Origin of the sequence: Nitrosopumilus piranensis (assembly GCF_000875775.1) — an archaeon.
Taxonomy (GTDB): Archaea; Thermoproteota; Nitrososphaeria; order Nitrososphaerales; family Nitrosopumilaceae; genus Nitrosopumilus; species Nitrosopumilus piranensis.
Window position 1 is genome coordinate 983834 of sequence record NZ_CP010868.1, and the last position, 24684, is coordinate 1008517.

General features: G+C 34.0%; 26 protein-coding genes. 14 read left to right on the plus strand and 12 right to left on the minus strand.

Translation table 11 applies throughout. From position 1 onward, the window contains the following. Positions 1-51: 51 nt before the first annotated feature. From NPIRD3C_RS05785 to NPIRD3C_RS05795, 3 genes are all read right to left on the minus strand, one after another. The gene (locus NPIRD3C_RS05785) at positions 52-1449 is read right to left on the minus strand and encodes a cryptochrome/photolyase family protein (RefSeq protein ID WP_148703249.1); all 1398 of its coding nucleotides are present in this window, start codon (positions 1447-1449) and stop codon (positions 52-54) included. 86 nt (positions 1450-1535) lie between these two features. After that, positions 1536-1943, minus strand: coding sequence for a hypothetical protein (locus NPIRD3C_RS05790; protein WP_237087615.1), 408 nt, complete (start codon positions 1941-1943; stop codon positions 1536-1538). Between the two features lie 86 nt (positions 1944-2029). After that, entirely contained in the window at positions 2030-2434 is a 405-nt protein-coding gene (locus tag NPIRD3C_RS05795; protein ID WP_148703250.1) for a hypothetical protein, read from the minus strand. A 107-nt stretch (positions 2435-2541) separates the two neighbouring features. Between NPIRD3C_RS05795 and NPIRD3C_RS05800 the strand changes: the two genes are divergently transcribed. Beyond that, positions 2542-3087, plus strand: coding sequence for a hypothetical protein (locus tag NPIRD3C_RS05800; protein WP_148703251.1), 546 nt, complete (start codon positions 2542-2544; stop codon positions 3085-3087). A 23-nt stretch (positions 3088-3110) separates the two neighbouring features. Here the strand turns inward: NPIRD3C_RS05800 and NPIRD3C_RS05805 are convergent, their stop codons facing one another. The 3 genes from NPIRD3C_RS05805 to NPIRD3C_RS05815 are packed head-to-tail and all read right to left on the minus strand — an operon-like array spanning position 3111 to position 4718. After that, entirely contained in the window at positions 3111-3884 is a 774-nt protein-coding gene (locus tag NPIRD3C_RS05805; protein WP_425338872.1) for a 2OG-Fe(II)-dependent halogenase WelO5 family protein, read from the minus strand. Continuing rightward, positions 3884-4171: a hypothetical protein gene (locus NPIRD3C_RS05810; RefSeq protein WP_148703253.1), complete on the minus strand. Its 288-nt coding sequence runs from the start codon at positions 4169-4171 to the stop codon at positions 3884-3886. The genes NPIRD3C_RS05805 and NPIRD3C_RS05810 overlap by 1 nt, the downstream gene beginning before the upstream one ends. Beyond that, complete coding sequence (locus NPIRD3C_RS05815) at positions 4164-4718, minus strand: hypothetical protein (protein ID WP_148703254.1); 555 nt, start codon at positions 4716-4718, stop codon at positions 4164-4166. Before NPIRD3C_RS05815 ends, NPIRD3C_RS05810 begins: the two co-directional genes overlap by 8 nt. Before the next feature lie 248 nt (positions 4719-4966). Here NPIRD3C_RS05815 and NPIRD3C_RS05820 point away from each other — a divergent pair, with 248 nt between their 5' ends. Together NPIRD3C_RS05820 and NPIRD3C_RS05825 are read left to right on the plus strand one after the other, a co-directional pair. After that, positions 4967-5401: a pyridoxamine 5'-phosphate oxidase family protein gene (locus tag NPIRD3C_RS05820; protein WP_237087616.1), complete on the plus strand. Its 435-nt coding sequence runs from the start codon at positions 4967-4969 to the stop codon at positions 5399-5401. Between the two features lie 250 nt (positions 5402-5651). Further along, positions 5652-5966, plus strand: a complete 315-nt coding sequence (locus tag NPIRD3C_RS05825) for a hypothetical protein (protein ID WP_192827837.1) — start codon at positions 5652-5654, stop codon at positions 5964-5966. A gap of 10 nt (positions 5967-5976) precedes the next feature. On the opposite strand, the gene cysS is transcribed toward NPIRD3C_RS05825, so the two are convergent. Genes cysS through NPIRD3C_RS05840 form a run of 3 tightly spaced genes read right to left on the minus strand, consistent with a single transcriptional unit; the run spans position 5977 to position 8508 of the window. Beyond that, on the minus strand, positions 5977-7365 hold the full coding sequence (gene cysS, locus NPIRD3C_RS05830) for a cysteine--tRNA ligase (protein WP_148703255.1): 1389 nt from the start codon (positions 7363-7365) through the stop codon (positions 5977-5979). Positions 7366-7367: 2 nt separating this feature from the next. After that, entirely contained in the window at positions 7368-8159 is a 792-nt protein-coding gene (locus NPIRD3C_RS05835) for an NAD+ synthase (protein ID WP_148703256.1), read from the minus strand. A 46-nt stretch (positions 8160-8205) separates the two neighbouring features. Next, a complete protein-coding gene (locus NPIRD3C_RS05840) occupies positions 8206-8508 on the minus strand; it encodes a Rieske (2Fe-2S) protein (RefSeq protein ID WP_148703257.1) in 303 nt (100 codons plus the stop codon). A gap of 75 nt (positions 8509-8583) precedes the next feature. Here NPIRD3C_RS05840 and NPIRD3C_RS05845 point away from each other — a divergent pair, with 75 nt between their 5' ends. The 6 genes from NPIRD3C_RS05845 to ilvC all read left to right on the plus strand — a co-directional run bounded on the left by NPIRD3C_RS05845 (position 8584) and on the right by ilvC (position 14955). Next, positions 8584-9825 carry an adenosylhomocysteinase gene (locus NPIRD3C_RS05845; protein WP_148703258.1) on the plus strand — a complete coding sequence of 414 codons (1242 nt, stop codon included), beginning with the start codon at positions 8584-8586 and terminating at the stop codon, positions 9823-9825. 37 nt (positions 9826-9862) lie between these two features. Next, positions 9863-11518: a methionine--tRNA ligase gene (gene metG, locus NPIRD3C_RS05850; RefSeq protein ID WP_148703259.1), complete on the plus strand. Its 1656-nt coding sequence runs from the start codon at positions 9863-9865 to the stop codon at positions 11516-11518. Between the two features lies 1 nt (position 11519). Next, positions 11520-12272: a DUF726 domain-containing protein gene (locus NPIRD3C_RS05855; RefSeq protein WP_148703260.1), complete on the plus strand. Its 753-nt coding sequence runs from the start codon at positions 11520-11522 to the stop codon at positions 12270-12272. A gap of 40 nt (positions 12273-12312) precedes the next feature. After that, positions 12313-13233, plus strand: coding sequence for an EF-Tu/IF-2/RF-3 family GTPase (locus NPIRD3C_RS05860; RefSeq protein WP_148703261.1), 921 nt, complete (start codon positions 12313-12315; stop codon positions 13231-13233). 34 nt (positions 13234-13267) lie between these two features. Further along, entirely contained in the window at positions 13268-13798 is a 531-nt protein-coding gene (locus tag NPIRD3C_RS05865) for a nicotinamide-nucleotide adenylyltransferase (protein WP_148703262.1), read from the plus strand. A gap of 158 nt (positions 13799-13956) precedes the next feature. Further along, positions 13957-14955 (plus strand): ketol-acid reductoisomerase, encoded by a 999-nt coding sequence (gene ilvC / locus NPIRD3C_RS05870; protein ID WP_148703263.1) that lies wholly within the window; start codon positions 13957-13959, stop codon positions 14953-14955. Between the two features lie 10 nt (positions 14956-14965). On the opposite strand, the gene NPIRD3C_RS05875 is transcribed toward ilvC, so the two are convergent. Then, a complete protein-coding gene (locus NPIRD3C_RS05875; RefSeq protein WP_148703264.1) occupies positions 14966-15388 on the minus strand; it encodes a cobalamin B12-binding domain-containing protein in 423 nt (140 codons plus the stop codon). 137 nt (positions 15389-15525) lie between these two features. On the opposite strand from NPIRD3C_RS05875, the gene NPIRD3C_RS05880 reads away from it, so the two are divergent. From NPIRD3C_RS05880 to mce, 5 genes are read left to right on the plus strand one after another with little or no spacing between them, the layout of a single operon-like run. Further along, a complete protein-coding gene (locus NPIRD3C_RS05880; RefSeq protein WP_148703265.1) occupies positions 15526-18018 on the plus strand; it encodes a M1 family metallopeptidase in 2493 nt (830 codons plus the stop codon). A 1-nt stretch (position 18019) separates the two neighbouring features. After that, complete coding sequence (locus tag NPIRD3C_RS05885) at positions 18020-18427, plus strand: hypothetical protein (RefSeq protein WP_148703266.1); 408 nt, start codon at positions 18020-18022, stop codon at positions 18425-18427. 43 nt (positions 18428-18470) lie between these two features. Next, positions 18471-19388 carry a methylmalonyl Co-A mutase-associated GTPase MeaB gene (gene meaB / locus NPIRD3C_RS05890; RefSeq protein WP_148703267.1) on the plus strand — a complete coding sequence of 306 codons (918 nt, stop codon included), beginning with the start codon at positions 18471-18473 and terminating at the stop codon, positions 19386-19388. 4 nt (positions 19389-19392) lie between these two features. Then, a complete protein-coding gene (locus NPIRD3C_RS05895; RefSeq protein WP_148703268.1) occupies positions 19393-20991 on the plus strand; it encodes an acyl-CoA mutase large subunit family protein in 1599 nt (532 codons plus the stop codon). Further along, positions 20992-21387, plus strand: coding sequence for a methylmalonyl-CoA epimerase (mce, locus tag NPIRD3C_RS05900; RefSeq protein ID WP_148703269.1), 396 nt, complete (start codon positions 20992-20994; stop codon positions 21385-21387). It abuts the gene before it with no gap. Between the two features lie 18 nt (positions 21388-21405). On the opposite strand, the gene NPIRD3C_RS05905 is transcribed toward mce, so the two are convergent. Together NPIRD3C_RS05905 and ppdK are read right to left on the minus strand one after the other, a co-directional pair. Next, positions 21406-21963, minus strand: coding sequence for a CBS domain-containing protein (locus NPIRD3C_RS05905; protein ID WP_148703270.1), 558 nt, complete (start codon positions 21961-21963; stop codon positions 21406-21408). Positions 21964-22005: 42 nt separating this feature from the next. After that, positions 22006-24669 carry a pyruvate, phosphate dikinase gene (gene ppdK / locus NPIRD3C_RS05910; protein WP_148703271.1) on the minus strand — a complete coding sequence of 888 codons (2664 nt, stop codon included), beginning with the start codon at positions 24667-24669 and terminating at the stop codon, positions 22006-22008. Between the last annotated feature and the right edge of the window lie 15 nt (positions 24670-24684).

Here is a 24684-nt window from a genome sequence, read left to right on the forward strand (position 1 = left end):
GTGTTAAACATGCTATTTAATTAACAAAAAAAATTTTTTCTAGTGCTAATTTTAGACTGTACACATCTTGAAAATCTCTTTTGATTTTTGTGATTCCGATTTGTGCTCCAAAATTGGTTTTGGATATGAAGAATTTTTTGGAAAACTCTTCCAAAGTAAATGAATATTTTTAGCTGGCAGTTCTTTTAATTCAGGAATCCATTTTTTGATATATGTGCAATTGGGGTCAAATTTTTTTTGTTGTATCCATGGATTAAATATTCTGAACCAAGGCTGAGCATCACATCCAGTTGATGCTGCCCATTGCCAATTTCCTATATTGACACATGGATCATAGTCGATGAGTTTTGTAGCAAAATATTTTTCTCCCAATCTCCAATCAATATGCATGTCTTTTGTGAGAAATGATGCTACAATCATTCTAACTCTGTTATGCATAAATCCAGTTTGATTAAGCTCTCTCATTCCTGCGTCTACTATGGGAAATCCTGTTTGTCCTTTACACCATTTTAAAAAATATTTTTTATCTTTGTGCCACTTGATTTTTTGAAAGTTCTTGTTAAATTCTTTTGAAAATGTGTATTGAAAATGGTGCATTAAATATGTGAAAAAATCTCTCCAATACAGTTCTCTAATAATTGTATGATTTGGACCAAGTGTGTTAATACACACCTCATAAATTTCTCTTATGGAGCAAGTACCAAATTTGTTGTGTGCTGAAAGTAGTGATGTTCCATTTATTGCTGGAAAATTTCTTTTTTCGTCATAATCTACTAAATTTTTAATATTTTCTAGTCTCTCAAGGCACGATTCTCTTCCTCCTTTCTGTTGCAGTGAATTTCTTTTAATTTTTAATTCAGAAATATTTTCAATGGTTGTTTCAGATTTAATTTTGGCATCTGAAAGATTTGAAAAATTATATTTCTGCGGTTGCCTAATTGGTAATTCTTTTGCCTTTGAAAAAAATGCAGTAAAAATTTTGTATGGTTCCCCTTTACCTGTTTTGATTGTATCTACGTCATGCAGTAGTATATCATCTGCAATTACAAAATCTATTTTATTTTCTTCACAAATTCTTTTAATTTCTTTATCTCGCTTTTTACTAAATGGTGTATAGTCTCTGTTTACAAAAATTGCATCTATTTTACAATCTGTTATTAAATCCAAAATTATTTTTTTTGGATGTCCTGAAAAAATATGTAAATGTGATTTTGAATCTAAAAGTTGCTCATTGAGTTCACATATACAATCTTTAAGAAATTGCATTCTAAATTCACTGAACTTTCTATTTGATTTTTTGATTAATAATGGGTCTATGATGAACGCTGGAATTACTTCTAATGATGTCTTTGAGGCTGCAATTAAGCCAGAATTATCTATTTTTCGTAGATCTCGTCTGAATATGAACAGTGTTCTTTTGTATTTTGTTTTTTCACTAAATTCTGACAATTTCGTTATGTGTGTTGTAGGTTGTCATTACTAAAATTATTGTATTTCCAGTATAAAATTAAAACAAATTTTTTTCTAGTGGTAAATTATTTTTGTGATTTTATAAAATCAACTATGGATAGAATTTTTCCCATATCTGCTAAATGCCCATAACTTTTTTTCCCGCTAATTAATGATTTTTTCAATGGTTTGTTACTTAACGTACAGAAAAGCATTTTGCCACTACCAAGTGGAACTGTAATTCTTTTAATTTTTTGATATGATGAAATTGAATATAGCCCATTTCCGATGAAATCTTTTACTCGAGCATTCTCATCCCATGCATGCAATGCTCTCAATAATGTTTGCTTTGTTTCTTCAAATGGAACAAGATTTTTCAAACCTTCTCTTTGACTCCACCATAAAATTTCTCCTTTGTCATTTGAGACTGCAGCGAATCTAATATCATCATTGAAATCCATTAGCATATTGAGGAGTTTTTCTAATTTATCCACACAACAAGATTACCTTTTCTGTTAATAAATATTCCAAAAAGATGAACTAGTGGTAAATTGAATTTATTTGGGGTAATTTTGATGTTTTACTCAAACGTGTTTACGAAATCAACTATTGATAAGATCTTCCCCATCTCTACCAATTTCCCATAACTGTGTTTTTTAGTATTTTTCATAGGGGTGTTGTCTATACTCATAAACAACATGTGAAATGCATCAATAGGTAAAGTAACTCTCTTTGTTTTCTCAAATGATGTTATATGATACAATGGTTGCCCTAGGGGATTACGATCTGCTGTCTTACATCTGTCAATCCAATCATCTGATTCGCGTTTTAGAGCCCTTTTGGTTTCAGCTAAGGGGACTTGCAATTTTTCTGAAGTTCTTTTAGAACTCCATAAAATATCTCCTGATGTATTACTGATAACTGCAAGTCTTATGTTTTCATCAAAATCCATTAACATATTCAAAACTTTTTCATATCGTCCCATAAAACTTGTATTATTCTAGATAATAAAAAGAATTTGTTACTAGTAGGCAAGTGCCAACAAAACCCCAGTAAGGATTAACTTATATCTTATTTTGAAAAAGTATTTTCATGGTACAGACATTTGAGGGCTTTGTAGGTCAAGTTTGGCAAGAATTCCCTCAACTAGCAGAATGGCATGATGATGATCCAAATTTACTTCAATTGTGGGATTTAGAGACCTTTATTGAGGCAGGTTATCATAACTTTCATGCTAGTCGAAAAGAATTGTATCATATTAGCAAATTAATTGAAAATTATGCAAAAGATAATGGGCAACCACTACTTGCAACTTTTGAAAAAATTGCCCGATACAAATTTGTTGAAAAGAGATACCAGAAGATGATTGAACAAATTCCAAAGATATGGGTTGTTGCAGATTATGGCAAAACCACTATCAAAACACCTCCAAAAATTGATGTTATTAATTGTAAAGACACGCCACTATTTGATGTCTGGAGTGTCATTACCAGAGGTCCTTATGGGCCATTTGGTTTGATTGCAGAAGAATATGAAGATGGAAAATTTAGAGGCTTCTTTACACTAAACTCCAATGTTTGCAGGCATGCTCTCAAAATTATGAGCAAAGCACTTGGCAAAAAATTTGACATTCAATAATTTTGTGATTTTTCTTTAATTTCTTAGGCCCACGCAACAATTTTTTGATCCTTATGGTACACTCCTAAAAACATACCTAAAGTGATTCTTGACGTATTACCTTGGATTTTTGTTACTTCGTGAAAATGATTTGGATTAATTATTACTAAATCTCCTTTATTCACACTTTTTAGTTTGCAGTAATTAGAGGATACAACTTTTGGTGAGTATCCAAAATCTATCTCTCTAAATTTTTCATCGCTTCTTTTCCATTGGTTCTCATAAATTATTACTTTGCCTCCAACTTCTGATTCCTGCAGATGTATGACACATGATAATTGGGAATCAATATTTGAAATACAAAATTCTTTTCCCTCGTATTTGATATTGTCTTTGTGAATGGGTATGGCTTTCCCTTTTTTGTGAATTCTAATTATGTATGGCGAAAAACTTTCTTGTGATTGTTTTGCAAGAGAAATTGAAAATGTTGGAAATGCTTTTTTGAACATGGCGAAAACCTTGGAAGATGGATTTTCAACTTTAGTAAAAATTTGTTCAAATTGTTTTTGGGTTTTTTTAGCTTTTTCAAAATATTCATTTTTTTGTGTTATGTGGGACATTAAAAATGGGCCAATGTGCTCAAGTTTAGTTTTCTGAAAATGTGTTTTTTTAGCTTTTTCTATTTTTTTTATAATAAATTTACATTGCTCTTTAGAATAAAAATTTCTAATTATTATAGCTGGGATTTTTTTGTTCAAAAGCAATTCTAAATCTAAATGATTTATGCTTTGGTTTTCTATTACTAGTGGATTCCACACTAATATCCACCCACGCCTGAATGTGATACTTTGGATAAAAGAAACCCTGATTCATCCTTGCCCTCAATCTCACATTTTAGAAATGCATCATTCGTACACTGTTTCAAAATTTCTTCATTCCACTCTGATTCACTATGTGGAAGTCCAGGAATGTCTGCCTGAATAATTTTAATTTTTTCAACATCTAAGTAATTCTCTTTGTTTCCATTTTTTCTATGTGTCACATTAAGGATAAATGATGTAGGTGATAAAATATCCGATCCGTTTCCCCAAATAATGTCAGTCATTTTCTACAACTTTATGATCAAAATCAATTTTAGTTTTTAGGGATTTTTCTGTTATCTCAATTGCCTTGTTTATAATTGTGGGACTAATTGAGAAGAATCCTCTGAACATGCCGTCTCCAATATCTTCTGCCACTAATCCAAACGGACCCTTATCTCCTTTTGTTAGTACCATCCAGATTTCTGTTAAGTTAGTTCCATCACAGCTTATTACTTCTGCATTTTTTGGTGGCTGTGGGGCTAATGATGGATTATTAAAATTTCCAATAATCCATACCTTGGGTATATCTTTGACCAATTCCATGTATCTGTCTTCAACATACTTGTATCTCTTAGATGTCTCAAATGTAGCTAGTAGTGGAACTTTGTATTTTGCTGCATAATTTTCAATAAGAATACTAAGTCGATAAAGTTCTTTTCTACCTGCCTCAAATCTCACATATCCTGAATTGATGTAGTCCCTAAGATACCACAATACATTATGATCTGTAATGTCTGTAATTTTTACATCTAAAAGTTTTGGAAATTCACTAAAAAGTTCATCAATCATGCTTTTGTATTCCAACTTCATGACTTTATTTTGTTAAAATGATATATAACTAGTGACCACCAATTTTACTAGTGCTAACATTACCACTAGCATCTAATTTTATTACTAGTTAAATACCATTTTTGCACAAACTAGCTATTGAAATTAAAGTTAACTAATTTTTGTAAAAATTGTGAGAATGAGTACTGTGATTGGTCATGTGATTACTGTTATGGGAAAACAGTTTTGAAAACCATTGAGAGATAAAATTGCAAAAATCTAATCCCTCAAAAATTGATTACATGCTTTCAGATACAAAAATCCCAATTAGACTTGCTTTCATCAAGCCTGATGGATTCCCAAACATACTTTCTTTATGGTATGAAGAAATTAATGGAAAAATTTTCTGCGCAACTCAAAAATCTGCCAAAATTGTTTCATATATTCAAAAAAACCCGTCCTGTGGATTTGAAATTGCTGCCGATAATCCTCCTTACAAGGGAGTACGTGGAAGTGGCACTGCTAGAATTTTAGAAAATAAAGGACAAGAAATTCTAAATATTTTAATGAAAAAGTATTTGGGAGAAAAGGAATCTACCTTGTCAAAATTTCTCAAAGAGCATTCTTCAAATGAAGTAGGAATTGAGATCACTCCTAGTAAAATTTTCAATTATGACTACTCAAAACGAATGAGGGATGTATAACAAATGCAAGATGATAGATGTCCTACATGCGGTTCCAGAAATTATGGAATTCTTGAAATAAGAAGAGATTCAAAAAATAATCCTGCTGTGAAACGTCATTGTTATAACTGCAAAAAATTTTGGTATTCTGATTCTAACTGAAGACGTGGGCATATCTTCTACCCATACCAGAAATTTTGATTAGTTGGCACTAGATTATAAAATTGTCCCTTGCTTATATTCTAAAAACACAAAATTATAGTGAGGAGAAATGCAAGAAACAACATACAAAAAAACACCACGGCTAAAATTCATGTTGATTTTGGCTGCAGCAACTTCAGTAATCCTAGTTTTTACACTAACTCCTTGGAATGTAGTTCCAACTCTAGTTACTGAGGATGTAGCCGTTATCGCCGTTACTGACTATGGCTGTGTTGGAGAATCTGTTTTGGGGCATTCTGTTGTTGTAGCAGATTGTGATGCAGGTGTTGGAGATATAATTTCTGCAACATTTTATGTTCCTGCAATGGAACAAAACGGGTACTATGATAGAATCGAGGATAAACTAGCAATGGTTAATCCTTAATTTTTCTTTTTTAATTTTCAGCTTTGATGCTTTCTTTTTTCATCCAGATGGTCTTTCCTTTATGATCTATCAATTCTACATTCATCTCATTGAGCTTATCTCGAATTTTATCTGCTTCTTCGAATTGTTTTTCTTTTCTAAATTTTTCTCTACTTTCAATTATGTTGTCAATTTCCTGTTTCTTTTCTAAGGTCATTTCTGGGATGTTTAATCCCAAAATTTTTAACATTCTTTGAAATTCTGGCTTTATAATTTCTGCATCCTTCATTCCTAATTTCTCCTCAGCTGCCAATCTGTTTGTTTCTTTGACTAGTTGGAAAAATGCTGATAATGCTAAATGAGTGTTAAAGTCATCTTCTAACGCATCATTGAATTCTGAGGTTAGTTTGCTAATTACAGGTAGAATATTTTCATTATTTTGACTATTTGCATGAATCAGTTCATAGTAACATGTTTCAGCTTGTCTCCATTTAGTGAAATTTTCTTTTAGTAATTCTTCAGAGTAATCGATAGGCTTTGAGTAATGTCCTGAAAGGCAGAACAATCTGATGATATTTGGACCCCAATTCCCTAAAACATGCTTAATTGACTTTATGTTTCCAACTGACTTTGACATTTTTTCACCATCTATTGTAACCATTCCAACATGCATCCAAATTTTTGCAAATTGAGCGCCTGTACATGATTCAGATTGTGCAATCTCATTTTCATGATGAGGAAATATCAGATCTCTTCCTCCCCCATGAATGTCAAAATTTTCTCCAAGGTATTTTACACTCATCGCTGAGCATTCAATATGCCATCCCGGTCTTCCCTGACCCCATGGACTCTCCCATACTGGTTTTGTATCTGAAAATTTCCACACTGCAAAATCAAGTGGATTATTTTTTGCCTCATCTACCTCGATTCTTGCCCCTGATTGCAGTTCTTCAATTTTCTTTTTTGATAATTTGCCATACTCTGGAAATTTTGATACTGCAAAGTAAACCCCGTTCTTTGATACATATGCAATTTGTTTTTTGATTAATTTTTCAATGAATTGTATGATATCTTCTATGTGTTCTGTTGCCCTTGGATAGTTTGTTGCATGCTCTACATTTAACCCATCAAAATCTTTGAAATAATTTTCAATGTACGTTGTACTAATTGCCTCTGCAGTCGTGTTTTCAGCTTGTGCCCGATTAATTATTTTATCATCAACATCTGTAAAATTTTGTATAAACTCTATCTCAATTCCTTTGTCTTCCAAATATCTTCTTAAAACATCAAAAACTATGATTGTTCTTGCATGACCAATATGTGATTCATCATATACTGTTACGCCACAAAGGTAAATTTTGACCTTTTTTGAAATATCTAATTCTTGTTCTTTATTTGATAGTGTGTCTTGCAGTTTCATAATTATTCTCTATTTGGCTTTTGAGCAGGCAATCTTTTATGTTCACTGTTTTTGTTTAGTTCCTGGATTTTCAATATTGTTGAATTGTCAATCTGTGTGAGTTTTTGAGTTTCATCTACAGATAGTTTTTTCTCAAATAGACAATAAAGAATGGAATCTACTTCTTCATATGATACTCCTAGTTCATTTTCTGCCTCATGATCTTTCCACAAGTGGGGGCTGCTCTTTTTTGAAATTATATTTTCTGGAACTCCCAAATATTTTGCAATCTCTCTGACTTGTAGTTTGTATAGTGAAATTATTGGAGTAATGTCTGATGCCCCATCTCCAAATTTTGTGAAATATCCAATTAGGTATTCACTTTTGTCACTTGACCCAAGTACGAGATAATTTTTGGCGTTTGCATAGTAGTACAAAATGTTTGTTCTAATTCTTGCTCGAAGATTGCCCTTTGCCCTTTCATTTGGTTCCAAATACATTGAATATTCGTTAACTATTGGTTTAATGTCGATTAGTTTGTATTGTATTCCAGTAAGTGAAATCATCTTTAGTGCATCTTCTGTTTCAGTTTTTGGAGTAATTGATGTGTCTGGCATTACTATTGCCAGTGTTTTTTCTTTGAGTTTTCTTTTGCAAATGTATGCCAAAACTGCAGAATCTACTCCACCACTTAATCCAAGAATTAGCCCTTCTACTTTATTTTCCTCAATTTGCTCATCTAGAAAACTTTCAATTGTATTGGTAACGGCAGCATAATCCTGATTTTTTATCTCATTAATAATTTCCTGATTCAATGAATCGTTTGTAAAAACTGAGAATAAAAATCGTGCCTAAAAATTTCTAAATGTCTACGTAGATTCCATCGTCTCTTGCCTCAACAGGATACGTCTCTAATTTGACATCTTTGAGATAGTCAGTCAGTTCTCCTGTTTTGATGTTGTAGTGCCAGAAATGAAGTGGGCATTCAACGATGTCTCCTTCAAGCTTGCCTGGTGCAATTGAACCATCTTGATGAACACATAGATCATCCATTGCGTGATATCCATCTTGATTAAAAATTGCAATCTGCTTTCCATCAATTTTGAAGGCTTTGCCTTTTCCTGAATCAATATCTCCTTTTTCTGCAATTTTCTTCCAAGTCAATGATTTTCTGATAATTTTGTCATTTATTTACATTCGCATGATAAGATTTTATATCTCCAAAAGTGGGATTGTCTTATGAGTAAAGTAAAGTCTAGTCCAAAACTGATCAAAGAAGGAAAACTATCTTATGAATGGGCAAGATCTCATATGCAAATTTTAGATAATACAATTAACAGATTAAAAAAATCAAAACCTCTCAAAGGCATTACTCTTGGATTCTGTCTTCATATTACAAAAGAGACTTCGGTGCTTTTAATGGGCGCAAAAGAACTTGGTGCAAACGTTGCATGCTGTGGTGGAAATCCTCTTACAACACAAGATAACGTTGCAGCATTTTTAGCCTCTCAAGGAATTCATGTCTATGCATGGAATGGGCAATCTGTTAAAGATTATGATTGGTGCATTGATCAAGTTCTAAAACACAAACCAACAATTCTTACTGATGATGGCGCTGACATGAACATCAAGGCTCACTTTGACAAGCGATTTAAGAACATGAAAATTTTAGGTGCAACTGAAGAGACAACTGCTGGTGTTACAAGAATCAGAGCAGTTGAGAATCAAGGAAAGTTACGTTACCCTGTAATCTTGGTAAATGAGGCATATACAAAACATATGTTTGATAATCGATATGGCACTGGTCAAAGTACAATTGATGGATACCTTCGTGCCATGAATTTACTTATGGCATCAAAACGTGTTGTAGTTGTAGGATATGGTTGGGTTGGACGCGGTGTTGCATCAAGATCCCATGGAATGGGCTCCAAAGTAATTGTCACAGAGATTGATCCTATAAAAGCACTTGAAGCACATATGGATGGATTTGAGGTAATGCCAATGTCACAAGCTGCCAAGATTGGTGATATCTTTATCACCTGTACTGGAATGACTAGTGTAATTAGAAAAGAACACATTCTAAATATGAAAGATGGTGCAATTATGGGAAATGTTGGCCACTTTGATGTAGAAATTGATAGTGAATTTTTGTTAAAGAAATCAAAATCTGTTAAAGAAGTAAGACCCTCGCTTGATGAATGTGTTTTGAAAAACGGAAAGAAAGTCTATCTGATTGGGCAAGGCCGTCTTGCAAACCTGGTTGCTGCAGAAGGACATCCTCCAGAAGTAATGGCCCAATCATTTTCAAATCAGATTTTATCTGTGATGTACATCCTCAAAAATCACAAAAAGATGGAAAACAAAATAATCAATGTTCCGCAAGAAATTGATACCCAAGTTGCAGTTGATGCACTAAAGGCCATGGATGTAAAAATCGATAAACTTACTCCTGAGCAAGTAAAATATGCAAACAGCTGGTAAAACTTCTTAACCCCATCACTGCTTTTGAGAATATCTGATGAACAAGAGAGCTATCATTACTAGTGCATTACCTTATGCAAATGGTGAAATTCACCTAGGGCATGTTGCATCTACATATTTGCCTGCAGATGTCACAACTAGATTTCTAAAACAAAATGGCGTAGAAGCATACTATGTTTGTGCATCTGATGATTTTGGTACTCCGATTCTAATTCAATCTGAAAAGGAAGGAAAAACTCCTGCAGAATATGTTGCACATTGGAATAAACGTGATTATGAAGATTTTAGTGCATTCAATATCAATTTTGATTATTTTTACAAAACTAGTTCTCCTGAAAATATTAAATTTGTTCAAGATGTGTTCAAAAAATTAAATGCTGCAGGGCATATCTATGAGCAAGAAATTATACAATTTTATTGCAATAATGATAAAAAATTCTTGCCTGACAGATATGTCAAAGGAGCATGTCCCTACTGCGAGGCTGAAGATCAATACTCTGATCTTTGTGAGAGTTGCGGAAGAGTTCCTGAAGAAATAACAAATCCAAAATGTTCTTTATGTGGTCAACCGCCAACAAAGGAAAAAACAACACATTACTTTTTCAAACTTAAAAATTTTGGAGAATCACTTTCTAAATGGCTAGATGAAAATGAGCATCTTCAAAAAGATGTTAAAAAATATGTCCAAAACTGGATTAAATCTGGACTAATTGATTGGGATATTACAAGAGATATTACTTGGGGTGTTCCAGTACCACTTGAAGGTGCACATGATAAGGTATTCTATGGATGGTTTGATAACCACTTGGCATACATTTCAACTGCACTAAAATTTCTAAATGACAAAGGTATTGATGGAAAAGAATTCTGGAACTCTGCTGACATTTATCATTTTATTGGAAAAGATATTGTTTATCATCATTATCTGTTCTTGCCTGCAATGAGACTGGGAATCAACAGTGAGTACAAGCTACCTGACTATATTCCAACAAGAGGTCATCTTACACTTCAAGCAAAAAAAATCTCTAAAAGCAGAAATTGGTATATTGGACTAAAACAATTCTTAGAGTATTACCCTGCAGATTATCTTAGATTCTACCTAGTGTCTATCAATCCATATTCTCAAGATGATTTGAATTTTGATTGGGATGACTTTACGACTAGAATTAATTCTGAATTAATTGGAAATCTTGGAAACTTTGTAAATCGTGCATTAGGATTTACAAAAAAGGCATTTGATGGAAAAATACCCGAGCCTGAAAAATTTGATGAAAAAGATTTTGAGGCAGAGCAAAAAATCAAAAACTTGGCATCTGAGGTTGGTGCCTTAATGGAGCAAAATCATCTTGATAGGGCGCTCAAGAAGATTATGGAATTCTCATCTTTTTTTAACCAATATTTCCAGCATAAGGAACCTTGGAAAAAAGGTTCCGGTACTGTAACTTGTGTATATCTTTCAGCCAATGCCGTTCGAAGTTTAGCAATTGCAACATTTCCCTTCATTCCTGAATCTGCCCAAAACATTTGGACTCAATTGGCTTTGGATGGTAATGTTAATGAACAAAATTGGAATGATATGTCTGTTTTAGGAGTTTCTTCAGATCATGTACTTGGGAATGCATCGCTACTATTTGCTAGAGTTGAAGAATCTGATATTGAAAAATACAAAAAACAATTAGGACCTTCAGAATGAAATGAAACATATTCCAAGAATTTCAACTAGGGGATACTATGATCTTAAAACTGGAAAAACCCTAAAGAAAAACAACTATTATCTTTATCCAAAAAAAGATTTTCAGAAATTAATTGGCTCAAAAGAATTAACCATAATGATTCACGGGTTGAGAAATGATAATGCTGGTGCAATTGCAAAAGTTCGTTTGGCTCGTAATCGATTAAGAAAATTGAATTACTATTATCCTGTTGTTGGATTTAGTTATGATTCAAACACCACTGGTGCTCATTTAATTAAACATGCAAAACATGCACTTCGTGTGGGACAGATTATTGCAAAAAAGAATGGGCATAATCTTGGACGATTTGTTGAAGATTTTAAAAAACCCAGTCCTCAAACAAAGATCCGCTTAATGGGACATTCTTTGGGCTCTCAAGTCATTTTAAGTACTGTAGAATATCTTGCAAAAAAGAAACAAAATTTTGGTATTTTAGAAAGCATCTATCTTTTTGGAGCTTCAATCACAGAAGATGTTCCTTCTTCAAAAAAATATGGTAAACTACTTCAAAATATTGTTAATAAAAAAATTGTTAATCATTATGCCCCTACTGATGAGGTTCTTAGATGGGCAGATGATAAAAAGTATGTTTTAGGGCCTCTTGGTTTACATGGTGCAATTAGAAAACCAATTTCTAAGTATCATCAAAAACTTGTAAAACCAAAAAATCATAGATTTGCAAGTTATGCTACAGTGTTGAATACATTCCCTTAAGTTTCGTATAGTTTTTAGTGCCTATTTTTGAAATTTGATTGTGGTAAAATCAATTAATTTTGTTGTGTTGGGAAAACAAGATATTGCATCTGAATTCGGTAAAAAAGGCACTGAAACTGATCTAACTCTTTATGATAGAAAAGAATCTGATGTAATCAAAACATGGGTCATACCTAGTGGATTTCCTGATAAAATACAGCCTTTATTTCAAGCGATTAATCTAGCTGAATATGTAATATTACATGTTGATAAACTAGACAAGTTTACTGGGGAGCAAATCATTGCACTTGATTTATTAAAAAAAGAGAAAGGAATATTGTCTCATACATTTGAAGTTGATGAATCTAAACTTGATGCCCTGATTAACGGTACTGTGGTTGAAAAATACATCAAAGTTGATCAAGACAAAATAAAAGAAGAGATGGATAAACTAGAACCCCTTTCTACTGATGGCTCATCTGAAATGGTAATTGATCACTGTTTTGATGTAAAGGGGGTTGGCACAGTAATTTTGGGTAAAGTCACTAATGGTAAAGTAAAGCAATATGATAATCTGAAACTATATCCTGCTGGAATTGATGTACTCATAAAATCAATACAAATGCATGATGATCCTGTTGAAGAATCCATCTGTCCTGCAAGAGTTGGTTTGGCAGTAAAGGGTGCTAAACCTGATGAGGTTGGGCGTGGTGATGTTATTTGTGAGGAAGGAACAGTCAATATCAAAACTGAAATTGAAATTGATTTTCAAAAGAATCCTTTTTACAAAAGTGAAATTGCAGAAAATCAAGGTTGTTTAGTTAACATTGGATTGCAAATCAAAGCTGCAAAGTTTACTTCAATATCTCCTCTTAAACTAACATTTGAAAAACCCATTGTGTGTAAATCTGGGCAAATTGCAATTATTCTAAAACCTGAATCCCCTACAATTCGCATTCTTGGTAGTGGCAAAATAAAATAGTCTAATTTAATAAAATCAAATTTTATAATTTATTATGCGTGGATTAATGATGGGTAGATTTCAACCATTTCATCTTGGTCATTTAGATTTAGCAAAGCAGATTTTAGAACAATGTGATGAGGTAATTATTGCAGTAACTAGTGCACAATTCAATTATTTGGAAAAAGATCCTTTTACCTCTGGTGAAAGAATTGAGATGATTCATAATTCCCTTAAAGATGAAAATTTGGATTTGAAAAAATGTTTTGTAATTTCATTAGAAAATCAATTTAATGTTGCAACATGGGCATCATACTTGAAATCTGCTTTACCTCACTTTGATAAAGTGTACAGCGGAAATGATTATGTTTCAATGCTTCTCTCTGATTCTGGAATTAAAGTGGCAAAACCTAAATTTTTAGATAGAAACCAATTCAATGCTACAAAAATTCGCTCTATGATAAAATCTGATGAAAACTGGAAAGACTCAGTTCCAAATGCAGTATATGAATTCCTCACAAAAATTAATGCAAAAAATAGACTATCCGTAATTTCTAAATCTGATACCAACCCCACAAAACACTGATGGATCCCATACGTGCTTGCCCTATTTGCCCTAGTTGTGGATCAAAGAGATTTGTTAGATTGTCTGGTGATAAAGTAACTGTACAATGCCGTTCATGCGATAAAATTATTGAAATCTAAGTTTCATAGTTAATATTTGCAAAAGATTCTGCCAAAATCATGGCACAAACATGGAAAGATACTGATATCAGTCTTGATCCAATTAAAGATCAAACCATTGCTGTGATTGGTTATGGAATTCAAGGTGATGCACAAGCAAACAACATGAAAGACTCTGGTCTAAATGTTATAATCGGTCTTAAGGAAGGCGGAAACAGCTGGAAAAAAGCCGAAGCTGATGGTCACAAAGTAATGTCTGTTGCAGATGCAACAAAACAAGCTGACATTATTCACATATTGATTCCAGATATGATTCAAGGTCAAGTATACAAAGATGAAATCGGACCCAATCTTTCAGAAGGAAAAGCATTGTCATTTTCTCATGCAGCTGCAATCTATTGGAAATGGATTGAAGCCCCAAACAATGTTGATTTAATCATGATTGCACCAAAGGGACCTGGTTCTAAAGTAAGAGAAACATTTCTTGATAATTTTGGAACTCCTGCCATTGTTGCAGTTGAACAAGACTTTACAGGAAAAGCTTGGGATAAAACATTGGGAATTGCAAAAGCCATTGGAAGTGCCAGAGCTGGATTGATCAAAACTACTTTCAAAGAAGAGGTAGAAACTGATTGGTTTGGTGAACAGGCAGACCTATGTGGTGGTGCAGCTTCTATGGTAACAAATGCATTTGAAACTCTAGTTGAAGCAGGATACCAACCAGAAATTGCATACTTTGAAGTCTTACATGAACTCAAACTCATCGTAGATATGATTCAAAGATATGGTATTAATGGAATGTGGAGACGTGTAAGTGAGACTGCAAGATATGGTGGTTTGACTCGTGGACCAATGGTAATGGATGCTGCAAACAAAGAGAATATGAAAAAAGTTCTAACAATGATTCAAGATGGAACCTTCAACAAAGAGTGGATTTCTGAATATCAGAAAAGTGGTAAAGATGCATTTGACAAATACATGAAACAATATGACGAACACCAAATTGAAAAAGTTGGAAAACAAATGCGTAAAATGATGTGGCCTGATTCCACAGAATAATTCTTTTTTCTTATATTTTTCTTAATTTTGCTACGCCCGTATTGATATGGTTAATTATTGTAGGCAGTGGTGTTCCAGGACCAAATACATGGTCAACTCCAGCTTTAATCAATTCTTTATGATCAATTTCAGGAATTACTCCTCCGCCAACAACTAGGACATCGTTGATCTTTTTCTTTTTTAGAGCCTTTACTACTCTTGGAAATAATGTCCCGTGCGCACCATTAAGTAAACTCATAGCAATTGCATCAACATCTTCGTCTTCTGCAATCTGTGCTACTCTTTCTGGTGTTGCAAAAAGTCCAGAGTAAATTACCTCCATTCCTGCATCTCTGAATGCTCTACACAAAACAAGTGCTCCTCTATCATGCCCATCAAGACCTAATTTTGCTACTAAAATCTTGATGTTTCTTGTTTGTGTTTTTTGTTTCATGATGTTATTCGTTATTTTGTATATTTTAAAGGCTTTATTTGATTTTCGAACCCTCAAAACGAGGGGGGTTAAATTTGATTTTCTGATTTGTAATTTAATAGAAAATCTACTTAAAGAGTATCAAAATCACCTGAATCGTGGACGTTAATCCAATAAATTATGAATTAACATTTGAACCAGATCTTAAAAAATTTACCTTCTTGGGAACTGAAGTAATCACTGTTTCTTGCAAAAAGGCAACAAATCTTGTCACAATGGATTGCGCAGAACTAAAAATCAAATCCTGTGATGTTCAATCTGGCACAAAATCTGTTAAATCCTCTGTAAAAACTGATGAGAAAAAAGAAAGACTATCAATTCGATTAGGAGAAAAAATCAAAGGTAAGGCAACAATACATCTGCAATTTCAAGGGATTCTTAATGATAGATTGTTAGGATTCTATCGCAGTCAATACAAAGAAGGTAGCACTACAAAATACCTTGCAACAACTCAATTTGAAGCAGCTGATGCTAGACGCGCATTTCCTTGTTGGGATGAACCTGAAGCAAAGGCAACATTTGAGATTTCAATCATTGCTGATAACAAGTTTACTGCAATCTCTAACATGCCTGTAAAATCAACGAAAAAAATTAAAAACAAGACTCAGTATAAATTTGAAAAAACACCTGTTGTTTCAACTTACTTGATCTATCTTGGTGTTGGTGAATTTGAATATCTAACCGGAAAAACTGGCAAAGTCCAGATTAGAGTAGTCACTACAAAAGGAAACAAATCAAAAGGAAAGTATTCTTTAGAACTTGGAAAAAAACTTCTTTCCTCTTATGAAAAATATTTTGGAATAAAATACCCATTACCTAAACTAGATTTAATTGCAATTCCTGATTTTGCTGCAGGAGCAATGGAGAATTGGGGTGCAATCACATTTAGAGAAACAATCTTGCTTTATGATCCTAAAACATCTTCGACAAGAACAAAACAGTTCATTGCTGAAGTAATTTCACATGAAATAGCACACCAATGGTTTGGAAACCTTGTTACAATGAAATGGTGGAATGACTTGTGGCTCAATGAAAGTTTTGCAACATTTATGGCAACAAAATTTGTTGACAAATTTTATCCGGAGTGGAATCTTTGGGATCAATTTATTGAAGATGCAATGAATAATGCAATGGGATTAGATGCATTAAAGACAACTCACCCAATTGATGTCAAAGTAAATTCTCCTGCTGAAATCAGAGAAATATTTGATGCTATCTCTTATGATAAGGGTGGATGCATTTTGAGAATGCTTGAAAATTATGTTGGTGAGACTAATTTCAGAGCAGGTCTCAAGAAATATCTCTCTACATTCAAGTATGGAAATGCTAAAGGTCAAGATTTGTGGGATGCAATTGGCAAGGCATCAAAAATGCCTGTAAGTGCAATGGTAAATTCGTGGCTAAAACAGCCTGGATTTCCTCAAATTGACATATCTCAAAAGAATAATGATTTGGTCATAAAGCAAAATCGCTTTTTGATGGAGCCTACAAAGAAAACTCAAAAAGGATTGTGGCATGTTCCATTTACTTATGGTTTGGGAAAAGATACTAAAACCAAACTATTAACAAAAAAATCAACTACTCTAAAAGCCCCCAAGGGACCTGGATTTGTTGCAAACATCGGCCGCACTGGATTTTATCGTGTAAAATATGATGATGGAATTTTACTTGATCTTAAAATGCTAGTTGATCAAAAGCAAATTCCTCATGTGGATAGATGGGCTATCCAAAATGACTTGTTTGCATTGTGTGTTGCAGGAAAAGAGGAAGTTGAAAACTATCTTGATTTCTCTGATGCATATTTTGAAGAAGATTCGTATCTACCACAAACAAATGTTGCAAATAATCTCAACTTTTTATCACTATTGACTTTCTTTGAAGATTATACCGAGCAAATTAGAAACTATGCAATTAATTACTTTCGAAAGATTTTATCTAATCTTGGATGGGTTCCTCAAAAATCAGACAAACATACTGATGCATTCTTGAGAGGTTTTTCAATTTTTGCATTAGGTAAACTTGGAGATGAACATGTACTTGAACAAGCACAAATTAAATTCAAAGAGTTTTTGAAAAACCCCTCATCACTACATCCTGATATACGTGAACCCGTTTTCTCACTTGTTGCATGGACTGGTAATGCAAAAACTCATTCCCAATTAGTAACATTGTACAAAAAAGCAAAAACTACTGAAGAAAAATTACGATTTTTGGGTGCAATGTGCAGCTTTCAAAATGAAAAATTGCTTGTCAAAACATTACAATTCTCTCAAACCTCTGAGGTTCGTTCTCAAAACATGCAATTGCCAATAATGAAGATTGCAGCCAATCCTTATGGCAAAAAAATTCTTTGGCCTTGGCTAAAGAAGAACTGGGGAAAATTAAGTAAAAAAGTTGGACATGGAAATCCTTTGTTTAATAGAATTGTAGCAAGTATTGCACTAGTAGTTGATGACTCTATGGAAAATGATATCAAGTCATTTTTCAAATCCCACCCAACACCTGGAACTGAAAGAACACAAGCCCAGACAATTGAAAAAATTAGAATTTACTCTAAATTCTTACATCAAATGAGAAAAGAATTCAAATAATATGGCAAAAAAAATCCTTCCCGCAATATCTCTTGGAGTGCTGACCATTATTGCATTAGTCTTTTTAACTGGAGGGGGAACTGATGACAAAGATGTACTCCGTCAGACTTTTGAAGTAGATGCTGTGTATTATGATACTGGTCATGTTGAGATTGCTTTTGTAGACAAGTCAGAAAAAACTAATTCTGTGGTAATGGAGATTCTTGGAATGGATGAAACATTTCAAAAAACATTTTATGATTCTCAGTTCATTGAGATAGTTCCATTCCCAAATGAACCAAAATATGGATGGGCGGTTCATCCAATTGTACTGGAGATAGAGCATTTAGAATTGGGTCATATTCAACTAAAGACTGAGATTCATCCGCTAGGAGATTCTATTCCTCCTGTGATTTATTCAAGGCCTTAGATCGGATACAAGATTTTATTGCACCTCAAAAGATTATTCTGTATTGGATTTGCTTGTTGACTTGAAGAAAGGAAGACGTGGTGCAATTGCTAAAGCCATAACTATGGTAGAAAATGATCAAAAAGAATCAAAAAAACTCTTAAAGAAAATTTTCAAAAATACTGGCACTTCTATTATTATTGGAATTACGGGACCTGCTGGTGCTGGAAAAAGCTCGTTGATTAACAAGACTGCTGTGGCAATGAAAAAACTGGGCACAAAACCTGCTGTTTTGGCAGTTGATCCTACCAGTCATGTTACTGGCGGTGCAATTTTAGGTGACAGAGTTAGGATGACTGAATCAACTGACTCTGGAACTTATATTCGAAGTATTGCATCTCGTGGTGCCACTGGTGCAGTATCTCGCTCTTTACGAAACAGTATACGTGTTTTAGAATATGCAGGATTCAACCCAATTATTATTGAAAGTGTTGGTGCAGGACAAACTGAAGTTGAAATTTCAAATATTGCCGATATCACAGTTGTAGTCTTTAATCCAAACACTGGAGACAGCATACAAACAATTAAGGCAGGTCTAACTGAAATTGGAGACATTTATCTTGTAAACAAGAGTGATCTTAGTGGAACAAATCAACTGTTTGATGCAGTACGTGATTTTATTGGAGACTCTGAACGAAATCCAACAATCCTTAAAACATCTGTAAAAAAGAATACTGGAATTACCGAATTTGCAAAAACTCTCAAAGATATGATGGCATTAAAAAAGAAATTAAAGAAGCAAAAGGACCAAGAACGATTAGAGGCAGAACTAAAAGATATTGTTTTAAATAACATACGTGAAAAGATTGATGTCATGTTGGATTCTGATAAAACATTTTCAAAATACCTAAAAAAATTACAATCAAGGGATATGGACCCATTTGACGCAGGAGAAAAAATTACAAAATCAATGTTAAAGTGATAATATGGCCACAAAAAAATCAAAACAAAAACAACCCGAGAAGAAGGTCTTTACTGATTCTAATTTTCCGGTAAAACGTATCTATCAAAAATCCTCAAAGAAGAAACCTGTAGAAGATGCTGGTAAATATCCATTTACTAGAGGCATTCATCCTGGAATGTTCCGTGATAGATTTTGGACCATGAGACAATATTCTGGATTTGGTGATGCCAAGCTTACTAATGAGAGATTCAAATTCATGCTTGAGAAAGGACAAACTGGGCTTTCAATGGCCTTTGATCTTCCAACGCAAATTGGTTATGATTCAGATGCTCCACAAGCAGAAGGTGAAGTTGGCAAAGTTGGCGTTTCCATTACATCAATTAAAGACATGATGACTGCCTTTGATGGGATACCTCTTGGCAAAGTTAGTTCATCTATGACCATTAATTCTACAGCGTCAACACTACTTGCATATTATATTGCAGTTGGAGAATCTCAGGGATTCAAAAGTCAGGAATTGCGTGGCACAACTCAAAATGACATCCTCAAAGAATACATTGCAAGAAACACCTACATCTATCCACCACAACCATCTATGAGATTAATTGGTGACATGATTGGGTATTGTGCAGAAAAAGTTCCTTCATGGTACCCTGTATCTATTTCTGGATATCATATGAGAGAAGCGGGATGTACTGCAACACAAGAAGTTGCCTTTACTTTGGCAAATGCCATAGCGTACATTCAAACTTGTTTGGATAAGGGACTAAAAATTGATGACTTTGCACCTCGTTTATCGTTCTTTTTTTGTTGTACAATAGAATTCTTTGAAGAAGTTGCAAAGTTTAGAGTTGCACGTAAAGTCTATGCAAAAATTCTCAAAGATATGTTCCATGCAAAAAACCCAAAGTCATTACAATTAAAATTCCATACACAGACAAGTGGCGAATCATTAACTGCCCAACAACCTGACAACAACATTATTCGTGTAGCAATTCAAACTATGGCCGCAGTTGCCGGTGGTACTCAATCACTTCACACAAATTCAAGAGATGAGGCACTAGCACTCCCAACACAAGAATCTGCAAAAATAGCTTTGAGAACCCAACAAATTGTTGCACATGAGAGTGGAATTACAAAGACTGCTGATCCTCTTGGTGGCTCCTATTATCTTGAAGAGTTATCTGACCAGATTGAGGAAGGCGTTTGGAAATATCTCAAGAAAATCCAAAAGATGGGTGGTTCAGTAAAGGCAATTGAGAAAGGATTCTTCCAATCAGAAATTAGACAAAATGCATATCGATTAAAGAAAGAAGCAGATAACGGTGAGAGAATCCTAGTTGGTGTTAACAAATATGTCGAAGAAGAAGAACAGCCAGAATTGCTAAGAATTGGCGGTAAAGTTGAGATTCAGCAGAAAAAGGCATTAAAAAAATTGCGTGCATCCAGAGACAAAAAGAAATGGGAAAAGGCACTATCTGCAATGCAGAGTGCAGCTGATACTGATGAGAATCTGATGCCTTACATAATTACTGCTGCAAAGGCATATGCTACTACTGGTGAAATTAGCAATACATTCCGTGAAGTATTTGGTGAATACCGTCCAAAGGAGGTATTTTAGATGAAAATTGATCATATTGCAATTGCAGTAAATGACGTTGAAGAGTCTGCCAAAGTGTATCAACAGGCCTTAGGTGTTGATTCTGTAGAGTTTGAAACCGTAGAATCTGAGGGTGTCAAAGTTGCAATTATTCATTTAGAAAATGGGCGTGTTGAGCTTATGCAGCCAACAAATGATTCTAGTCCAATTAAAAAATTCTTGGAGAAAAAAGGACAAGGACTTCATCACATGGCATTAGAAACTGACAACATTGAAGGTGAGGTGGAAAGAATGGAAGGATGCGGTGTGCAATTCCTAGGTAAGATTAGACCTGGTTCTGCAGGCACTAAAGTTACTTTTATTCATCCAAAGTCCCTTCATGGTGTTTTGGCAGAACTTTGTGCTCATCCAAAATAATAATATTTTAAAAATAATTTATTCCATCATCTTTAATGTGTCTGATGCAGTAATGATTCCAACAATTTTAGATTTTTTTGTAACAAGTATGCATTTTGAATATCGAATTAATGGAACAAGTACATTTGCTGGTGTCTCAAAATCAACAATTGGTGGAACAGGATCCATTGTATCTGCAAGTTTTGCATTCTTTAATTCAGCTTCTCCAATATCTGCCAGATGCTTTACAATTCCATCCTCTGAGACTACTCCTACTATCTCTTTTTCATCAAATACTGGAATTTGACTGATTGATAATTGATGCATCTTCTTTATTGCATCATGAAGTGTATTTGATGGTTTCATCTTTACAATATCTTGGCTGCAAAAATCTCCTGCTTTGTGAGATGATGATCTTCCTTCTAGGTTAGATAAATTCTCAAAAATTTTTTTTGCAGTTTCATAACTTGGCTGACTTCGCCCTGATTCTATTTGATTAATCATGGATGTACTTACCCCAGTCATTCCTGCAAGCTTTTTTTGGGTGATGCCTAATTTTTGCCTCATCTGCTTTATTGATTCGATATTTGGTAGCATTTGGGATTTAGTAAGGCTTAATCTCTATTAAATTATACTGGATTATTTTTTCTTTGAATACTCAATTGATGCTTGTGCTGCTGCAACAATTGCAATAGGAATTCTATGAGGTGATGCACTAACATAGCTTAATCCTGCTTTATGGCAGAATTTGATAGAACTTGGGTCTCCTCCGTGTTCTCCACAAATCCCAACTTCCATATTCTTTCTTATTCCTCGACCATTGGCAATTCCAATTTTGATTAAACTACCTACACCGTTAACATCAATTGATTGAAATGGACTTCTTTCTAACAGTTCTTTTTCCATGTATTCTGGAAGGAACTTTCCTTCTACATCTTCTCTACTGAAACTAAACGTTCCTTGTGTCAAGTCATTAGTACCAAAACTAAAGAATTCTGCAGTTGTTGCAAGTTCATTGGCTGTTAATGCAGCTCTTACTACCTCAATCATTGTACCAAAGTTAATTGTTAATTTCATTTTGTTTTTTGTCTCAACTTCTTTTTTTATTTTATCATAAATCTTCTTTATGTGGTTTAATTCTGCAATACTGCTAATTTGTGGAATCATAATTTGTGGATGTGCTTTTACTTTTTTCTTTGTCAATTCCACTAATGCCTCAAACACTGCACGAATCTGCATCTCATAAATTTCAGGATACGTAATTCCCACTCTTACTCCCCTGTGTCCCATCATTGGATTGACTTCTGCCAACTCCCTTGCTCGCTTTAAAATAATTTTGGCCTCCTTGAGTTCTTTTGTTGCCTTTTTCTTCTCTAACTTGTGGATTTTTTCAGCTAGTTCTTCAGGATTTGGCAAGAATTCATGTAATGGTGGATCTAGTAATCTGATTGTTACTTCGTATCCTTCCATTGCTTTTAGAATTTGAATAAAGTCGCTTTTTTGTAATTGCCCTAATTTTTTGAGAACTTTTCCTCGTTCTTCAATATTTTCAGCCATGATCATATCGACAAATAGGCCAATCCTGTCACTTGCATTAAACATCCTCTCCGTTCTACAAAGACCAATACCTTGAGCACCGAATTGTCTTGCAAGTTTTGCAGCTTCTGGAGTATCTGCATTGGCACGAATGCCTAATGATTTTGTTTTTTGTGCCCAACTTAAAATCTGCTCAAAGTCCTTTGTTACTTTTGGCTCTACAGTTGGAACTTCTCCAATTAGGACTGTACCTGCACTACCATCAATGGTAATAGTTTCACCTTCTTTTACTGTGGTGCCGTTTGCAGCACATGTGTTGTTGTCATAATTGATTTTTAATTCTGAGCATCCTACAATGCATGGTTTGCCCATTCCTCTTGATACGATTGCAGCATGAGATGATTTTCCACCTAAACTAGTCAAAACTCCTTCTGATGAAAAGAATGCCGGCACATCTTCGGGTTTTGTTTCTTTTCTAATTAAGATAATTTTTTTTCCTGCCTCTCCTAACTCTATTGCCTTTTTTACATCAAATACTGCAATTCCACTTGCAGCTCCTGGAGACGCTGCAATTCCTTTAGCTAATTGCTTGTGATTTTTAACTTTTGATTCATCCATAGTTCTATGAAGTAATGCCTCTAGCTGTTGTGCAGGAATTCTTGTCAGTGCTTTGTTTTTATCAATTAGTTTTTCTTTTACCATGTCTACTGATGTTTTAATTAATGCCATTGCACTCATCTTTGCAGTTCTTGTTTGCAACAGGTAAAATTTTCCTTGCTCTATGGTAAATTCAATATCTTGTGGTTCTCTGAAATGTTTTTCTAATTTTGAGCATGCGTTACTTAATTCCTTGTAAGATTTTGGCATTTCTTTTTTTAATAGAGAAACATTTTTTCCAGTTCTAACTCCTGCAACCACATCTTCTCCCTGTGCGTTGATAAGATATTCTCCCTCAATCTCTTTTTTACCATTATGTCCATTTCTTGTAAATACTACTCCAGTTGCACTGTCATCTCCCATGTTTCCAAATACCATGGTAACAACATTGACTGCAGTTCCATTTGCAATGTCTTTTGTTATGTTGTTTTTTTCACGATAAACAATTGCTCTCTCACCCATCCAACTTTTGAATACGGCCTCAATTGCTAATCCTAACTGCTCATTAGGTGAATCTGGAAATTTTCTTTTTGTGTGTGATTCGCAGATTTTTTTATACTCTGATACAATTTTCTTTAGTGATTCAACACTTAACTGACTATCATCTTTTACTTTTTGTTTAGTTTTTGCAGATTCAAGCACATGATCAAATTTTTCATCATTTACTCCAAATACTACTTTACCAAATAATTGAATAAACCTCCTATAGGAATCCCATGCAAAACGTGGATTCTTTGTTTGCTTTGCTAGGCCTCCTACGGTTTTTTCATTTAACCCTAAATTCAAAATTGTGTCCATCATTCCTGGCATTGATATGGCTGCCCCTGAGCGAACTGATACTAGTAATGGGTTTTTAGTTGAGTTCCATTGTTTTCCTGTCTTCTTTTCAATTTTTTCAATATTTTTCATAACTAATGGCATTACATCTTTTGGAAGTTTTCTGTTATTATCATAGTATTTGTTACAAACCTCAGTCGTAATTGTAAATCCTGGTGGTACCGGAAGCTTTAGTCGAGTCATTTCGCTTAATCCTGCGCCTTTCCCGCCTAGAAGCATCCTGTTTTCGCTATCTGCCTCCTCAAATGCATAAACTGGTTTTGTTTTTGCCATGCAAAAATGCGTAAA

Bases quoted from the DNA above. Each gene is read 5' to 3' on its own strand.
- NPIRD3C_RS05800 (WP_148703251.1), top strand. From the start codon at position 2,542: ATGGTACAGACATTTGAGGGCTTTGTAGGTCAAGTTTGGCAAGAATTC.
- NPIRD3C_RS05845 (WP_148703258.1), top strand. From the start codon at position 8,584: ATGAGTAAAGTAAAGTCTAGTCCAAAACTGATCAAAGAAGGAAAACTA.
- NPIRD3C_RS05795 (WP_148703250.1), bottom strand. From the start codon at position 2,434: ATGGGACGATATGAAAAAGTTTTGAATATGTTAATGGATTTTGATGAA.
- NPIRD3C_RS05810 (WP_148703253.1), bottom strand. From the start codon at position 4,171: ATGACTGACATTATTTGGGGAAACGGATCGGATATTTTATCACCTACA.
- NPIRD3C_RS05855 (WP_148703260.1), top strand. From the start codon at position 11,520: ATGAAACATATTCCAAGAATTTCAACTAGGGGATACTATGATCTTAAA.
- NPIRD3C_RS05895 (WP_148703268.1), top strand. From the start codon at position 19,393: ATGGCCACAAAAAAATCAAAACAAAAACAACCCGAGAAGAAGGTCTTT.
- mce (WP_148703269.1), top strand. From the start codon at position 20,992: ATGAAAATTGATCATATTGCAATTGCAGTAAATGACGTTGAAGAGTCT.
- NPIRD3C_RS05825 (WP_192827837.1), top strand. From the start codon at position 5,652: ATGCAAGAAACAACATACAAAAAAACACCACGGCTAAAATTCATGTTG.
- metG (WP_148703259.1), top strand. From the start codon at position 9,863: ATGAACAAGAGAGCTATCATTACTAGTGCATTACCTTATGCAAATGGT.
- cysS (WP_148703255.1), bottom strand. From the start codon at position 7,365: ATGAAACTGCAAGACACACTATCAAATAAAGAACAAGAATTAGATATT.
- NPIRD3C_RS05885 (WP_148703266.1), top strand. From the start codon at position 18,020: ATGGCAAAAAAAATCCTTCCCGCAATATCTCTTGGAGTGCTGACCATT.
- ppdK (WP_148703271.1), bottom strand. From the start codon at position 24,669: ATGGCAAAAACAAAACCAGTTTATGCATTTGAGGAGGCAGATAGCGAA.
- ilvC (WP_148703263.1), top strand. From the start codon at position 13,957: ATGGCACAAACATGGAAAGATACTGATATCAGTCTTGATCCAATTAAA.
- NPIRD3C_RS05815 (WP_148703254.1), bottom strand. From the start codon at position 4,718: ATGATTGATGAACTTTTTAGTGAATTTCCAAAACTTTTAGATGTAAAA.
- NPIRD3C_RS05905 (WP_148703270.1), bottom strand. From the start codon at position 21,963: ATGCTACCAAATATCGAATCAATAAAGCAGATGAGGCAAAAATTAGGC.
- NPIRD3C_RS05875 (WP_148703264.1), bottom strand. From the start codon at position 15,388: ATGAAACAAAAAACACAAACAAGAAACATCAAGATTTTAGTAGCAAAA.
- NPIRD3C_RS05865 (WP_148703262.1), top strand. From the start codon at position 13,268: ATGCGTGGATTAATGATGGGTAGATTTCAACCATTTCATCTTGGTCAT.